At 28.2% G+C, this 15122-nt stretch carries 17 protein-coding genes, 1 pseudogene and 1 riboswitch; of the genes and pseudogenes, 7 read left to right on the top strand and 11 right to left on the bottom strand.

The features are described from left to right. Positions 1-195: pseudogene (locus tag KM800_RS10620) on the bottom strand (glutamine synthetase); the annotation flags it as partial. A 349-nt stretch (positions 196-544) separates the two neighbouring features. Between KM800_RS10620 and murI the strand changes: the two are divergent. From murI to KM800_RS10600, 4 genes are read left to right on the top strand one after another with little or no spacing between them, the layout of a single operon-like run. After that, the gene (murI, locus tag KM800_RS10615) at positions 545-1336 is read left to right on the top strand and encodes a glutamate racemase (RefSeq protein ID WP_217813044.1); all 792 of its coding nucleotides are present in this window, start codon (positions 545-547) and stop codon (positions 1334-1336) included. Positions 1337-1379: 43 nt separating this feature from the next. Continuing rightward, positions 1380-1772, top strand: a complete 393-nt coding sequence (locus KM800_RS10610; protein WP_217813043.1) for a DUF3783 domain-containing protein — start codon at positions 1380-1382, stop codon at positions 1770-1772. Positions 1773-1798: 26 nt separating this feature from the next. After that, on the top strand, positions 1799-2467 hold the full coding sequence (locus tag KM800_RS10605; RefSeq protein ID WP_217813042.1) for a S24 family peptidase: 669 nt from the start codon (positions 1799-1801) through the stop codon (positions 2465-2467). 34 nt (positions 2468-2501) lie between these two features. Next, complete coding sequence (locus KM800_RS10600) at positions 2502-4301, top strand: heme NO-binding domain-containing protein (RefSeq protein ID WP_217813041.1); 1800 nt, start codon at positions 2502-2504, stop codon at positions 4299-4301. 52 nt (positions 4302-4353) lie between these two features. Here KM800_RS10600 and KM800_RS10595 read toward each other — a convergent pair whose 3' ends face one another. Further along, positions 4354-5253, bottom strand: a complete 900-nt coding sequence (locus KM800_RS10595) for a radical SAM protein (protein ID WP_217813040.1) — start codon at positions 5251-5253, stop codon at positions 4354-4356. Positions 5254-5307: 54 nt separating this feature from the next. Next, a complete protein-coding gene (locus KM800_RS10590) occupies positions 5308-6357 on the bottom strand; it encodes a transporter (protein WP_419195468.1) in 1050 nt (349 codons plus the stop codon). Between the two features lie 129 nt (positions 6358-6486). Between KM800_RS10590 and KM800_RS10585 the strand changes: the two genes are divergently transcribed. Genes KM800_RS10585 through KM800_RS10575 form a run of 3 tightly spaced genes read left to right on the top strand, consistent with a single transcriptional unit; the run spans position 6487 to position 9287 of the window. After that, on the top strand, positions 6487-7578 hold the full coding sequence (locus KM800_RS10585) for a hypothetical protein (RefSeq protein ID WP_217813038.1): 1092 nt from the start codon (positions 6487-6489) through the stop codon (positions 7576-7578). Positions 7579-7623: 45 nt separating this feature from the next. Continuing rightward, a complete protein-coding gene (locus KM800_RS10580; RefSeq protein WP_217813037.1) occupies positions 7624-8544 on the top strand; it encodes a TIGR01212 family radical SAM protein in 921 nt (306 codons plus the stop codon). A gap of 26 nt (positions 8545-8570) precedes the next feature. Then, on the top strand, positions 8571-9287 hold the full coding sequence (locus tag KM800_RS10575; RefSeq protein ID WP_217813036.1) for a 2-phosphosulfolactate phosphatase family protein: 717 nt from the start codon (positions 8571-8573) through the stop codon (positions 9285-9287). A 36-nt stretch (positions 9288-9323) separates the two neighbouring features. Here KM800_RS10575 and KM800_RS10570 read toward each other — a convergent pair whose 3' ends face one another. The 8 genes from KM800_RS10570 to KM800_RS10535 all read right to left on the bottom strand — a co-directional run bounded on the left by KM800_RS10570 (position 9324) and on the right by KM800_RS10535 (position 15059). After that, positions 9324-9479 carry a septum formation initiator family protein gene (locus KM800_RS10570; protein ID WP_017753177.1) on the bottom strand — a complete coding sequence of 52 codons (156 nt, stop codon included), beginning with the start codon at positions 9477-9479 and terminating at the stop codon, positions 9324-9326. Positions 9480-9506: 27 nt separating this feature from the next. Then, the gene (locus KM800_RS10565) at positions 9507-10214 is read right to left on the bottom strand and encodes an HAD family hydrolase (protein ID WP_217813035.1); all 708 of its coding nucleotides are present in this window, start codon (positions 10212-10214) and stop codon (positions 9507-9509) included. 53 nt (positions 10215-10267) lie between these two features. Then, a complete protein-coding gene (locus KM800_RS10560) occupies positions 10268-11101 on the bottom strand; it encodes an energy-coupling factor ABC transporter ATP-binding protein (RefSeq protein ID WP_217813034.1) in 834 nt (277 codons plus the stop codon). Positions 11102-11116: 15 nt separating this feature from the next. Beyond that, entirely contained in the window at positions 11117-11896 is a 780-nt protein-coding gene (gene cbiQ, locus KM800_RS10555; protein ID WP_217813033.1) for a cobalt ECF transporter T component CbiQ, read from the bottom strand. A gap of 3 nt (positions 11897-11899) precedes the next feature. Beyond that, positions 11900-12241 carry a hypothetical protein gene (locus KM800_RS10550; protein WP_217813032.1) on the bottom strand — a complete coding sequence of 114 codons (342 nt, stop codon included), beginning with the start codon at positions 12239-12241 and terminating at the stop codon, positions 11900-11902. Between the two features lies 1 nt (position 12242). Next, positions 12243-12920, bottom strand: coding sequence for an energy-coupling factor ABC transporter permease (locus KM800_RS10545; protein ID WP_217813031.1), 678 nt, complete (start codon positions 12918-12920; stop codon positions 12243-12245). Between the two features lie 132 nt (positions 12921-13052). Further along, a riboswitch (cobalamin riboswitch) is annotated at positions 13053-13246 on the bottom strand. Positions 13247-13323: 77 nt separating this feature from the next. Then, positions 13324-14670, bottom strand: coding sequence for a [Fe-Fe] hydrogenase large subunit C-terminal domain-containing protein (locus KM800_RS10540; RefSeq protein WP_217813030.1), 1347 nt, complete (start codon positions 14668-14670; stop codon positions 13324-13326). 80 nt (positions 14671-14750) lie between these two features. Further along, the gene (locus KM800_RS10535; protein WP_217813029.1) at positions 14751-15059 is read right to left on the bottom strand and encodes a hypothetical protein; all 309 of its coding nucleotides are present in this window, start codon (positions 15057-15059) and stop codon (positions 14751-14753) included. Between the last annotated feature and the right edge of the window lie 63 nt (positions 15060-15122).

Below are 15122 nucleotides of genomic sequence, written 5' to 3'. Positions count from 1 at the left end.
TACAGCACCTTTTAGGAAAGCATATATATCATCAAGAAATACTTTTATAGGAATTTTTTCATCTGTGTTGTTTCCAGATAAATCTACTCCTACAGCAGATACGAACTTTATTTCTGGATGGGAAGTTACAATTTGTTTTAGATCACTTTCCGAATGATTTTCTTTTGATATTGAATAAATTAAATCTTTTGACATAAGTTTGCCCCCTCATAAATAATAAAAGAGTATAATTACGTTTAATATATATTAAATAATTAATTATATTCCTGTTATATTGTTGATTTTATAATTAATATTTGCATATGTCAATAGGAAAAAATTCAAAATACAGTATAATGACATAAAAATTAATGAAATTTTTATTTGATACAATTGTAGTAGTATTAAGGGATATTTGTAAGAATGTATAGTATAATAATGATAAAATAAAATATAGGATTTAATGTGATTACATAGGTTAAATTTCAATTTGTATAGTTTATATCTATATTATATAATAGGAATAAAGTGTAAATAGTATCTATTAGCATGATGGAGTGATTATATGGACATGAGAAATAAGCCAATAGGATTTTTTGATTCTGGAGTTGGAGGAATAAGTGTTTTAAAACAGGCAGTTGAAATACTTCCTAATGAAGATTATGTATATTTTGGTGATTCAGTTAAAGCTCCATATGGAGTAAAAAACCATGATGAGATTAAGAAGCTTACTTTTGATGCTGTCAAATTTTTATTAAATAAGGATGTAAAGGCATTGGTAGTTGCATGTAATACTGCTACTAGTGTTGCTATAGAAGATTTAAGAAAAAAATATGCAGAGGTAATGCCTATAGTTGGTATTGAACCGGCTTTGAAACCTGCAGTTGAGTTCAAGTCTCAAGGTGAGATAATTATAATGGCAACTCCTGTAACTCTACTGGAAGACAAATTTAACAACTTAATGAAAAAATATAACAATAAACATAAAATACAAAAAATGCCTTGCCCTGGATTAGTTGAACTTATAGAAGAAGGAATAACTTGTGGAGAAAGAGTAGAGGAATATTTAAAAGAGAAATTTTTACCTTTTAAGGAAAATGAAATAGCAGCAGTTGTATTAGGATGTACACATTATCCATTTATAAAAAACACATTATTAAAAGTATTAGATGAAATGGATAAAAAAGTTTCTATAATAGATGGAAGTATTGGAACAGTAAATCAACTTAAAAGGCAACTTTTAAAATATGATATTAAGTGTTTGGATAATAATAGAGTTGGAAATGTAAATATTTTTAACTCTTTAAATACAGATAATATAATAAAATTAAGTTATAAGCTTTTGAAATCACAATAAATACATATAATTTTTAAAATAAATATTTAGGAAGGTGATTTTAATGACACTAAAAAATAATAAATTTATAATAACTTACGGATTAGACAATAAAGAAAATGAAGTTATAGATAAAATATCTAACAATAAAAATTTTTCTAATCATAAAATAATTGAGAAATCAATGACTGGAATGAAGTTGAAAGATATAATAATTGGAAGTACAAATATCATCAAGACAGTTAAAATACCTGATGAAAAGATAATTTTGTTCAACAATTTAACTGAGGATGAGTTAAGTAGTTCAATGAAGAAAATTAAAGGTGGGTTTTCAACAAGCCCCATTTTTGCAGTAGTTACGCAAACATCTGTTGATTGGACTTTTGATTATTTAATCAATCATTTGATGCAGGAAAGAGAATGGTTTAAAAAACAGCAGCAACAAAAGAAAAAATAAGTATATTCTAGAAAGAGATGGTCTAAATGAGTAGAATAGGAGACAAGATAAGAAATGCAAGGCAGGTAAAGAAGATGAACCAGAAACAACTTGCTAAAAAATTAGGTGTTTCTGAAAAATTCATAAATGAAGTAGAAATAGGGAAGAGAATAGCGAATCAGGATATAATTGATAGGTTATCTAAAATTTTAGGCAAAGAAATAAATGATATAACTATGTCATTTGAAGAAAATGTATATAAAGAGGAAAAAAAGAGTCAAATTAAACCTGTAAACTCTAAAAAAATAGTAAACGATGTGTGGAGTGATGCATTATCAGATGTACTTAAAAACATTCCAATATATAATTATGATTTAAATAAATCAATAGGCTTTAAACAACTCCCTGTTATACATAATAAAGTTGAAGGTTATTCCAAAGATAAGGTTCTATACTTAAAGATATCAGATGACGATATGTCAGGATTTAGAATAAAGAATGGGGATATGGCTTTTGGACATTTAACTCAGGAAATAGAGAACAATGCCATATTACTTTTAGAATATGATGGCGACAGGGTTGTAAGACAAATTAAAAGATTAGGTGGAAGTAAAGTACTTTTAATAAGTAATTCCGGTAGTTTGAGAACAGAAACTAAAGAAGAAAAAGAGTTAAAACCTATTTTAAAGTTGGATAGACTTGAGATAAATTTATAATAAATTAATAATGAATATGTAAAGGGGGAAAAGAATGAAAGGTACTGTTGTTGCTACGTGGATAAAAACTTGTAGAAAGTTGTATGGCGATAAAGTTGCAGATAATGCTATGAGTTCAGTTGGGTGGAGTCCATCTAAAATATTTTTTCCTGTGGAAGATGTAGATGATGAAAAAGTAAAGCAAACAATTAAGACTGTATCAAGGTTAAGCAATGATCCAATTGAAGTAGTATGGAAAAAGATTGGATTAGATAATATAAAGCAGTTTTACAAAGTTTACCCAGCATTTTTTAAGCATGAAAATCTTTACTCATTTTTTAAATCTATGTTTGATGTTCATGTTGTCATGACTAAAAAATTTCCCGGTGCCAAACCTCCTTTAGTAACTATAGAGCCTATATCTAATAGAGAGGCTATATTTGAATATAAATCTAAAAGGGGAATGTTTGATTATCTATTAGGAATGATAGAGGGAAGTGCGAAATTTTTTAATGAAAAATTACAGATAGAACAAATTGAAAAAAATGATTCTTATATGAAGTTTAAATTTACTTTCGAAAATGATATATATTATAAAAAAATCTATAGATTTAGTAAATTGCTTTCATTAGGATTTATAAAAAATTTAGGCGCAAAAGTCGGTATATTTAATTTTATCTTATGTTTTATTGTATCTGGTTTTTTATTTGGAGTGCATGACATAGTTAAGATATTAGTTGTTTCTGCAGTAGCTTTTATTGGCTCGTATATATCAGGTTCTTTATTAGTAAGGCCTAAAAAGTTAATATTAGATAGTATATCCGAAATAAAGAATAACAGTTATATTGAAGATAGTGATATAGAGACAAGTGACTTCTTTGAAGATATATATAAATCTTTAAAAGATTACAAAGGTGTTGTTAGATCTGACTTTGTTGGTTTTAAGGGTGTTACTGATGAAATGGGAACTTTTGTTACCAATATAAATAAAATAAGCAGTTCTATGAGCAGCACATCAAATGATATATCAGGAGTAGTAGAACAGGTAGCAGATGGTGCGGTAAATCAGGCAGAAAATACGGAAAGCGTGGCATCGATATTAAATGAAAATATAGGCAATCTTAAAAATATAGTAGATAATGAAAACAATAATAAGTCTGAATTAGAGAAGGCCATAGATAAAATAAACAACAGTTATGAAAATGTAAATAGTACAAGCAATAATATATTGAATACTTTGGAGAGTTTTCAACAAGTTAAGGACAAGGGGTCAGAACTTCAATCTAAAGCAATAAATATTACAAATATAGTTTCTATAGTTTCTGAAATTTCAGAACAAACTAATTTATTAGCTTTAAATGCATCTATAGAGGCTGCAAGAGCAGGAGAACAAGGAAAAGGATTTGCTGTAGTAGCAGAGGAAATAAGAAAACTGGCAGAGCAGTCACAAGATGCAGTGGAAGAGATTAATTCCAATCTTAATAAATTTGTAGAAGAGATAAAAGAACTTGTACATAAAATAGAATCCCAGTTTAATGTGCTTCAAAGTGAAACTACCAATCTCGAAGGGGTAAGGCGTATAAATTATGAAGCAACAACATCAATTAGCAGTGTAGCATCATCTATGATAGAAACCATTAATGAGCTTACTAAAGAGGCAGACTCTATTTCAGGTGTTTATGATAATGTGGAATCTTTGGCCGCTATTGCAGAAGAAAATTCTGCTTCTTCTGAGGAAGTAAGTGCTAATATATCCAATTACACAAATGAAATTAAAAAACTTGTAAAAGGTATAGGGGAATTTAAAGGAATAACTGAATTATTTAAAAGTGATCTTGAAAAATATAAAATTTAATGAACATATATTATAGAAGCATAGTTTTAGAGAATATTTTAAAACTATGCTTCTATATTCCACTTAAATTAAAATCTGGTACAAAGTTTTTAGATGAACTTCCAGAATCCTGTATAAATCCGTTAGTAATTCCAAGAGAAATACAATAATCAATCATTTTATCATAATGTTTAGGGTTTAAAGGTTTATTTAATTCAGGAAATATATAAGATTTATACATAGGTGTATATTGATTCATAAGACTTATATATGCTGAATTTGAAAAGTTATTTGCAATATAATCTATTATTTTTTTTGAGTCAAATAGTAATCCGGGAAGCATCAAGTGTCTTATTATCACACCTTTTTTTATAAGGCCCTGTTTATCCAGTTCAACAGTTCCAACTTGTCTTATCATTTCCTCTATATTTTCAGAGGCATATTTAAAGTAATTTGGTGCACTAGAATATTTTATAGCATATCTATCATCAAAATATTTAAGATCTGGTAAATATACATCTATATATCCTTTTAAATATTTTATTGATTCCAAATTAGCATAACTATTAGTATTAAATAAAATTGGTAATTGAAGCCCATTTGATTTGGCCATATCCAATGCTTTTACTATTTGAGGTATGTAGTGAGTAGGAGTTACCAAATTTATATTATGTGCACCTTTTTCCTGTTGCTCTAAAAATATTTCACTTAATCTCTTTATAGAGACTTCTTTTCCAAGCCCTTTAGAACTTATATTGTAATTTTGGCAAAATACACATTTTAGGTTGCAGTTTGAGAAAAATATTGTTCCCGATCCACAAGTACCGGATATGCACGGTTCTTCCCATTTATGCAGGGATACTTTTGCTATTTTAACTTTTTCTCCTGCCTTGCAAAATCCAAGTACATTTTTTAGCCTATTTACACCACAGTTTCTTAAGCATAATTTGCAGCATTGTAATTTATCTAACATTTAAAGGCACTCCAATCAATGTAATAGTATATTTTAATAATAACATAGAATTATTTAATGAGGCCTTTTTATATAAAATATTAAGCACTGTAATATAAATATTAAACTTACTATACCAAATGCAGGATATAAAAATGATATTAATTTTGTAAATCCTATTTGAGATATAGGTATAGTTATAAGGATTATTAATACACAGGCTCGCTTATAAGGCAAATTGAACACTTCCTCAAAATTTTTAGCAGTACTATATATATTTGAAACTTCTGTTGAGAACATTTCAAGCCACATTACAAACAGCAATAATATTTGTAGAGATTTTCCAAATCTATTAACTATGTATAATAGAGGAATTTCATATTTGAATATATAAGGTATATTTAGCATAAGCAGGAAGTTTATTATTAAAGCCAGCAATGTGAGTCCTAATGAACCTAATAGTACACCTCTCATAAGTAAATTTGTATTTTTAATTTCTTTACATAATGGTACAAGTACACCACTGCAGCATAATATGTTGAAGCATCCATATATGAGTGAAGAAAACACCCAATGGTTTTTAAATCCTGAGATAGTTTTTATTTGAGGTATATTGATTTCTCTATAAAATAATATATATATTACAAATATTGCAAGTATTATTGTTATAAGGCAAGGTACTATAAAAGAATTTATTTTTATTAATCCTTTAGTATCTTTAAATAATACAAATAGAGAAATTAATATCATTACTATTATTCCAATCCATTTAGATATTCCAAAATATTGATGTATTAGAGCACCACTTCCGGCTAATATTATAGATGAACTTCCTATTAAAAAAAATGTAGTTAATGAATTTATTATGATCCCTAAAATTCCAGGACTGACAAGTGAAATTAATCCATCATAAGAATTTAATTTGTACTTGGAGCTTATATTTATTATGAAAAATGACATTAATATGTATATGAAAAAGCACAATAGTATACCAAAAAAACTTTTATAGCCATATATAGTAAAGAATTGCGTTATTTCTTGACCTGATGCGAGTCCAGCACCTACTACAGTACCTATAAAAACAGCTGCTATTTGTAAAGATATTAGTAATTTTTTATTCAATATATATCCCCCATTTCTATGTAAAAAAGTATCATTATTATAATATATAAAATTAAATTTAAATAATGTATTATAAATTAAATTTTTATTTAAGGGAAAAATAAAATTAAAAATATAAGGGGATGATAATGCATGAATAAACATAGAATAAAATTGTTTTGTATTATAGTTTCATTCTTGGCATTTTTTACAGGCTGTCAAATTGATTCAAAGAATAGGTCTTATATTACTGAAAACAATTTTGACATGAAATCTGCTTCAAGTGTAGCTGAATCATATATGAACTATCTTGTAAAAGATGATACGGACAACATAAAGAAATTGTATTCAAAAGAACTTTTAAATACACCAACAAAAAATGAAAATAAAAATTTAAATATAGTAGGATATAATTTAGCCAATAGCAGTCAAGTTGGAAAATCAGGAATTTTTATAATGAATGTTTGTAGATCAAGCAAGGAAAAATCATTTGCAAGTTTGGATCAATATTCAATAAAAATAATAAAGGAGGGAAATAACTATAAGATATCAGAAACTAATAATATAATTCAAAGAGAAGTGTTTATATATAAAAATAAAATAAGGTTAAAAAATAAAAATGATGCCAATTCTAATTTAGTTATGTCCCTAAGGGGATTACCAAACTATATATTTTCAAAGGATGATAAAGCAAATATAGATAAGATACAAGTACCTAGACGTAGATTTGGAATGATGAATTTTTCATATAATGGCAATTTGCTGGCAATTACTAGTGTAGATACAAATACTTATATAGGAATAATAAGTATAGACGATTCACTGATAGTTCAAGGACAGTCAGGAGGGGATCAGGAAAGTGGTGGAGGAAATGAAGATACCAGTCAAAGTCAAGATGATATGGAGACTTCAATTGGCAAAGAAATAACTTCAATTGATATTTTGAAAAATTCTAAAGTTAATTTTATGGGATTCTCCAAAGATGAAAAATTTTTGGCCTTACAATATTCAAATGACAGTGTTAATAGTTGTATTAGAGTTTATGAAGTAGATGGAGGAGATATGGTAAAATATAAGTTTGAAGAAAATTTCCCAATGGATAAGGTTAATGTAACGTTTTCTTCTTTTGATGAAGATGTATTGAATTTTGATGTTACAGCAAAATCAAAGCAAGATGATTCCATAAATGATATTATAGGTAAATGGCAGTTAGATTTTAAGGAATTTAAAGCAATTAGAATGTGATATAATATTGTTAATTAATATGTATAAGTTGGAGGATGAATTTTAGTGCATTGGGGAGATAAGAGATATTATAGTTTAAATTATTATCTGAGAAATAAGTTCGGATGTAAAGTATTTAAAATATCCTTAGATGCAGGATTCTCCTGTCCTAATAGAGATGGTACGATAGGTACGGGAGGATGTGCATTTTGCAGTGATAGAGGATCTGGGGATTTTGCTGGAAATAGGAAATTTTCCATACATCATCAATTTCAAGATATAAAACAAGTTATGAATAATAAGTGGAAATCCGGCAAATATATTGCGTATTTTCAAGCTTACACCAATACTTATGCACCAATTGAGGTGCTTAAGAAGAAATATGAAGAAGCTGTAGAAGAGGATGGGGTTGTTGGACTTGCTATAGCAACTAGACCTGATTGTCTAAATAAAGATGTTTTGGATTTAATTCATGAATATAGCAAAAGATTATATACATGGGTTGAGCTTGGACTTCAGACATCCAATGAAACTACTGCTGTAAAGATAAATAGAGGGTATAAACTTGATACCTTTGAAAAAGCAGTGACTGAGTTAAAACTTAGAAATATCGATGTGGTTGCTCATGTTATATTTGGATTGCCATATGAAAAATATCAGGACATGATGAATACTGTAAAATATGTTTCTAATATAAAAGTAAAGGGAGTAAAATTTCATTTGTTGCATTTAATGAAGCATACACCTTTAGTTGAATTATATAATTCGGGATTGTTAAAATTTATGAGTAAGGAAGAATATATAAATTTGATATGTGAAGCAGTTGCAAATATGGATTCTAGTATAGTTATACATAGGCTTACGGGGGATGCTCCTAGAAATATGTTGATTGAACCAAAATGGAGTTTGAAAAAATGGGAGATACTAAATGCAATAGATAAAAAATTAAATGATGAAAGAATTTATCAAGGGATTAATTTAAGTTAATAATAAACAAAATGGGAGTGCATTTTATGAATATAGATATAATTATATCAGCGGATGATATAAAAGAGGATAATATAAAGAATAAATCTGTGGTAGTTATAGATATGCTTAGGGCAACTTCCGTAATAATTACGGCTATAAATAATGGTTGTAAAGAAGTTATCCCTGTATTAAATATTGATGAAGCTGTTGATATAGTTAGTTCAAATAGAAACAAGTATATATTAGGTGGAGAGAGAAATGCAGTTAAAATAAAAGGTTTTGATTTTTCTAATTCGCCACTTGAATATAAGTCCAATGTAGTAAAAGATAAAACTTTGGTTATGACAACCACAAATGGTACTAAAGCTATTAAAAATAGCAGTGCAGCTAAAAATATTTTAATAGGAGCTATGATAAATGCAAAGGCAGTGGCTAGTAAATTGGTAGATTTGAATAATGATATTGTTATTGTCAATGCAGGTACTAATGGACAGTTTTCTATAGATGACTTCATTTGTGCTGGATATATTATAGAAAATATTATGCGTATTACTGATAGTATAATAACTTCAGATATAGCAACAACAGCTAAATATATATATGATAATAATAAAACTATAATAAGTTTTATTAAATATGCAAAGCATTATAAAGTGATTAAAAATCTGAAATTAGATAAAGATTTGGAATATTGCTGTCAAAAAGATATTGTTAGTATAGTTCCAGAATATGAAAATGGATCAATAATAAATAAGAAATGATATTATAGATTAATATATAATATCATTTCTTATTTATTAGTTATTCTTAAGTGATTTGATTTTGTGTTTTAATTTTTTATTTTCATATTTTAAAAGTAAAATTTGTTTTCGCTGAGCTGAAATTTTGTTCTTTAAATAATAAAAAGCTGCTAATGAACCAGATATAAGTATAAAAAACAAGAAACCTATCATAATTATATACTCCTAAAATTGTACTAATTATATTATATTAATATATTTATAAAATATGCCGATTAATTCAGAAAAGTTCGTGATACCTAAATCTGAATATTGTAATAGAGTATTCCAATTATGAGGACAATAGGCATCTTTTACTGCTATAATCTTCATATTTGATAATTTAACTGTTTTAATAGCATTAAGTGAATCTTCAAATACAACACATTTTCGAGGAATTACTTTAATTTTCTTTGATGCCATAATATATATGTCAGGAAAATTCTTTCCATGCTTTACATCTTCAGTCGTAGTAATTACATCAAATAATTCATATATGTTATTTTTCTTTAAGGTTGCCTCTGCCAAGGTCCTGTAATTGCTTGTAGCTAAAGCTATTTTTATATCTTTTGATTTCAAAAGTTTTAAAAATTCAAGTGCATAAGGTTTAAGCATTATAGAATTTGAGTATTTATAAAAGGCCATATCATACCAATCGTTTTGTATAACATCTATACTATCAGATAAGCTAAATTTATCTTGAAAGTATTTAGCTGCTTCAGTAAAATTAAGACTTTCTATATCATATTTTAGATTTTTAGGAATGCTTAATCCTCTTTTCCATAAATATTCTCTGTCAATATCATCCCATATACCCATAGAATTAATAAGTGTACCATCTAAATCAAAAATAGCACCATTAATATTTTTAAATAGATCTATAAATTTTCTCTCTTTTGATGTATCCATATATTTATCTCCATTAATCATAGTAAATTTATAATAATTTTAACATAAGTAAGCTATTTAATCATATTCTTCTTAAAAAGTTCTCTAGCCTGTCCTATAGTTAAAGGAAGATTGTCTGATTTTATAAATCCATCTTTTATTAGAATTTCTGTTAAATGAGCTACTCTAGGAAGTCTTAAATTTATTTTTCTAAGTGTATCTACATTTGAAAATATTTCTTCAGTTGATCCATGGAGAACTATTTCACCTTTGTTTAAAACAAATATTCTATCTGCTAGAAGAGGAACTATATCAACATCGTGGGTAGAAAATATTATGGTAATTTTTAAATCTTTATTTATAGAGTTTAACAATTTTATGAGTTCGGATACACCAATAGGATCTAAAGCTGTAGTTGGCTCATCCAATACAAGAACTTTGGGTTTCATTGCCAGAACACTGGCAAGAGCAACTCTTTTTTTCTCACCACCACTTAAATTATTAGGACTTCTATTTTCATATTCAGATATTTTAGTTGAGTTTAAAGCCCATTTTATACGTTGATCCAGCTCCTTGCCTTTAATTCCCATGTTCATAGGGCCATAGGCAATTTCTTGACGTACATTGGAATTGAAAAGTTGATCATCTGAATCTTGAAATACCATCCCTACATTTTGTCTTATTTTAGATAAATTTTCTTTACAGACAGTCATTCCATCTACGGTAATATTTCCAGAAGTAGGGGTCAAGAGTCCGTTAAAAAGTTGAAATAGAGTAGATTTTCCAGCTCCGTTCGGTCCAAGTATTGCTATTCTTTCTTGTGGATTTATATTCACATTTATATTTTTAAGAGCTGTACTTCCGTTAACATAAGTATAGTTTACATTGGATAAGTTTATAAGTTCCATATTTATCACCCTTTTTTAGATTAATATATTTAAAATTAGCATAATTATTAAAATAATTTCTACAAATATACCAAGGTATAGATCAAATTTTGGTATAGGATGATTAAAGAAGTTTATTGTATTACTTGTTTCATTATATCCTCTGCTAAGCATGGCTTTATATATTCTAGTGCTTTTATCTAGAGATTTTATCAATATATAAAGTGCAATTTTCCCAGAATCTTTTATTTTATTTATCCAATTTAATGAATCACCAAGACGACTAAGTTGAGCTTTTTTCATATTCTGTGCAGTTTCTTCTATTATGAATAAATATCTATACATCATATTGGCTATATCAATTATTATAGAGGGAATCTTAAGTAGTCTTAACGTTTCTAAAATTTCTATCATGGGAGTACTAAAAGATAGAATACAAGCTAAGCTTACGGCAGTTATAATTCTTAAAAGAATTATAACTCCGAGGTGAAGACCCTCTCTATAAATAGTTAATTTTACGGAACCAAGATAAATGCAAGTTAATATATGACTTCCATTAGTAAATAAACTGCTTAAAAAAACTAACCAGGCTATTGAAAATGGCAGAATAAGTCTGATTATTAAATTCTTCCAGGGTATTTTTAATGTATTAAAACATATTAATGAAATTAAAAAAAGAGAAATTATAAAATACCAGTGTGAAGAAACAGCAGCAATTATTATGCTGCTGAGAAATAACACTGTTTTTATTCTTCCGTCCATACGATGTATAGGAGTATTTAAATTATTGAAATGATTAAAATTGGATAATTCCATTTTTTATTCTTCCTTTAAAGATTTTTTATTTAATTCTGGTTTAGCAAAAAGCTTTTCCCAATGATGCCCTATAATTATACCAGAAAAAAATCCAGCTACCGTAAAAGCACCTACCTGTGCATCTCCAGGTAATTCAACAAAAGGATGACTTTCTGCTTTTATTGTCTTAGAGGCCATTGTATTTACTAAGTCATCTGTTCCACCAGCATTCATTTTATGGTTGTACATATATTTGCTTGAAACAAATATGCATAATAGGATAATAAATGCAATGCCTAACATTACCTTGGTGAACTTATCTAAGAACTTTAAACTAGAACTATTATTTTCAATATTTGAACTCATGTTAAATAGCCTCCTTGTCTTTTGGTTTAAATAAAACATTAGGCATAAGATCTGGTCTTCTAGAAGCTAAAACTTGAATAATTACTGCAGTAAAAACACCCTCTGCTATAGCTAGAGGTATTTGAGTTGGTCCATATCCGAAGAAAAATACCATCCATTGTTTAAAAAATGGAATATTGCCATGTAAGTCTAATGCAAGTTCAAAAGCTGCAGTTAAATACGTTAATATATCTCCTACAATTCCTGCTGCGCCAGCAGCAAGCCATAGAGGACTTTTAAAATATCTAAATATTTTCCATATCAAGTATCCTGAAATTCCCCCAACTATACCCATGGAAAAGTTATTTGCTCCAAGGGTAGTTATACCACCATGTCCTAGAAATATTGCCTGAAAAAACAGAGCTATTGCCGAAATTACTGTAGTTGCAAAGGGGCCAACTATTATTGCTGCCAGGGCAGTGCCACAGGGATGAGAAGAAGAACCTGTTACAGGTACGGGAATGTGCATTACCGATATAATAAATACTGCTACTCCCATCATTGCTAGAAAAGGTTTGTAATATAAATTTTCCTTTACTCTCCTTTTTATTTCTTTAACACCAGGAATAAGAAATACTGCGCTAATAGCGTACCAAGTACCCCAGGACTGTGGTGAAAGTATACCATCTTCTATATGCATAAAAAGCCTCCAAAATAAATTTTTTACAATTGTATAATTACAGTAAAAGACCCCTCAGCAAAAAAACACTGAGGGGTTTAAATATAATCGTAATTAGGACACATTGAAAACCCTCCCTATCTGTCGTAGAGTTAATGGATTAATATTATAGGCAGGTATTCTGACTTAAGCATCATCATCTTTATAATCTTCCCGATTTTTCAGTGATATTTAATAAAGACTTTACTTTTACAGCGGCGGGACCGTGTGAGATTTGCACTCAACTTCCCTTTTAATCAATCTAGTATTAATTAATATTAAATTGAACCTTATAACATATTATTAATTTTTATAAGTAATTATACAATTATTAGTTTGACATAAAATAAAATTTATGTCAAACTAATAATATTTTTTATGTAGTTTAGAAATTCCTCTCAAATATGGATATTTTTTCGGGATCTTTAAAGTCATCTATAGAATTGATTCCTATTTTATTCAATATGGTATTCATGCATACACTGTCTACTGCTACATTGATATCTGAATTATTTGCGAATTCATCTACATGTTTTTTGCCTTGTTCTTTAGAAATTATAGCTTTAGGTCCACCTACACAACCACCGATACATCCCATGCCCTCTATGAAATTAGCATGCATTTCATTATTTTGGGCTTTTGAAAGAATTTCCTTGCATTCTTTTATTCCATTTGCTTGAATTGCTTTTAATAAATTCTTTTTTTTAGGAAATATTCTTCCTACTGCATCGTTTACTGCAATGGATACACCACCTATACGAGCATAGAGTCTTCCACCTTTTGAAGCATACTCGGAGGATTCATCATTTTCAAGTTCAGAAGGATTTATTTTAAAAGCTTCAAATATATACTTTAATTCTTGAAATGTAAGTACAAAGTCGATGCTTCCTGCTATATCTTTATTTTTTGCCTCAGCTTTTTTGGCTATACAGGGTCCAACAAATACAACCTTGCAATTTGAGTTTAATTTTTTTATAACTCGACCTGCAGCTATCATAGGTGAAACCGAAGGAGATACATATTTTACCAAATCCTTATATACTCTTTTTAACATACCAACCCACATAGGACAACAGCATGAGGTTATCATAAGATCATCTTCACTATTTACATAATGATCGAATTCTATGGATTCTTTTAATGTGAGCATATCTGCAAAAAATGCTACTTCCACCATGTCAGTAAAACCCATTTTTTTAAAAGCACTTCTAAGTTGACCTATTTTTATGTCGCTGCCAAATTGCCCTATTATTGCTGGTGCTACTGCAGCAATTACAGGAGAGTTATCTTTTAATATATTTGCTAATGGTAAAAATTGAACTTGATCCATTATACCACCCGACGGACAAGCTTCCACGCATATTCCACAATCTGTACATTTATCCGTGTCAATATAAGTTGTATTTTTATTGCTATCTACAAGTATAGCATCAAAAGGACAAGACTTTACACAGGCAATAGCACCATTTGCATTCTTACAATCTAGAGAACAGAGTTTAGTCTTATTTACTATTTTATTGTTTTTATTATAGTTTTCTATAGTATTTTTTAAATCGGATGTAAAATTGTTACTATATGGTATATTGGTTCCACAAAGTGAAGAAATTACAGAACATAGTTCTTCTTTATCAATAGTGCTTTCTGATAAAATTTCTTTTATTTTTTGTTCGAAATTTCCATTATAATATGATTTTAGTATAACCTTAAATAGCTGGCTATATTTTTCTTTCATTTCAAACAACTCCTCGGCAAATAATGTATTTTATTACACTTATTATATCATATTATATATCAGTAAATAAACAATATTGTTTAAACTGATGAGTCACCTGTACCTCTAGTTGGAACTGTGGACATTAGGAAACCTACCAATATTGATACAACAGCTGGAGCAATTATATTTATATATGCTATATAAGAAGTCCTATATAATGAAAAGGCTATAATAGCATTTATACTTATAGTGATTAAAAACACGTATATTATAAATTTGGCCATAGAACTAAATATTTTTTCATATATCTTATGTCTTATAGGTCCATTCAGTATATTTTTGAATAGATAATAAGCAATAAAAATCAATACAATATCTACTCCAGCTGATATTAAAAAGTTTTTCAAATTAACACACCTCCAATATAGTAATTACTTGTAGTATTTACTATATTCAGAGGTTTTACACAT

Origin of the sequence: Clostridium tyrobutyricum (assembly GCF_019144085.1) — a bacterium.
Taxonomy (GTDB): domain Bacteria; phylum Bacillota; class Clostridia; order Clostridiales; family Clostridiaceae; genus Clostridium_B; species Clostridium_B tyrobutyricum_A.
Note: the sequence above shows the minus strand (reverse complement) of the source record. Positions and strands in the feature narration are given on the sequence as shown.

Coding starts and splice junctions, on each gene's coding strand:
- murI (WP_217813044.1), top strand. CDS start 545: ATGGACATGAGAAATAAGCCAATAGGATTTTTTGATTCTGGAGTTGGA.
- KM800_RS10610 (WP_217813043.1), top strand. CDS start 1,380: ATGACACTAAAAAATAATAAATTTATAATAACTTACGGATTAGACAAT.
- KM800_RS10605 (WP_217813042.1), top strand. CDS start 1,799: ATGAGTAGAATAGGAGACAAGATAAGAAATGCAAGGCAGGTAAAGAAG.
- KM800_RS10600 (WP_217813041.1), top strand. CDS start 2,502: ATGAAAGGTACTGTTGTTGCTACGTGGATAAAAACTTGTAGAAAGTTG.
- KM800_RS10595 (WP_217813040.1), bottom strand. CDS start 5,253: ATGTTAGATAAATTACAATGCTGCAAATTATGCTTAAGAAACTGTGGT.
- KM800_RS10585 (WP_217813038.1), top strand. CDS start 6,487: ATGAATAAACATAGAATAAAATTGTTTTGTATTATAGTTTCATTCTTG.
- KM800_RS10575 (WP_217813036.1), top strand. CDS start 8,571: ATGAATATAGATATAATTATATCAGCGGATGATATAAAAGAGGATAAT.
- KM800_RS10570 (WP_017753177.1), bottom strand. CDS start 9,479: ATGATAGGTTTCTTGTTTTTTATACTTATATCTGGTTCATTAGCAGCT.
- KM800_RS10565 (WP_217813035.1), bottom strand. CDS start 10,214: ATGGATACATCAAAAGAGAGAAAATTTATAGATCTATTTAAAAATATT.
- KM800_RS10560 (WP_217813034.1), bottom strand. CDS start 11,101: ATGGAACTTATAAACTTATCCAATGTAAACTATACTTATGTTAACGGA.
- cbiQ (WP_217813033.1), bottom strand. CDS start 11,896: ATGGAATTATCCAATTTTAATCATTTCAATAATTTAAATACTCCTATA.
- KM800_RS10550 (WP_217813032.1), bottom strand. CDS start 12,241: ATGAGTTCAAATATTGAAAATAATAGTTCTAGTTTAAAGTTCTTAGAT.
- KM800_RS10545 (WP_217813031.1), bottom strand. CDS start 12,920: ATGCATATAGAAGATGGTATACTTTCACCACAGTCCTGGGGTACTTGG.
- KM800_RS10540 (WP_217813030.1), bottom strand. CDS start 14,670: ATGAAAGAAAAATATAGCCAGCTATTTAAGGTTATACTAAAATCATAT.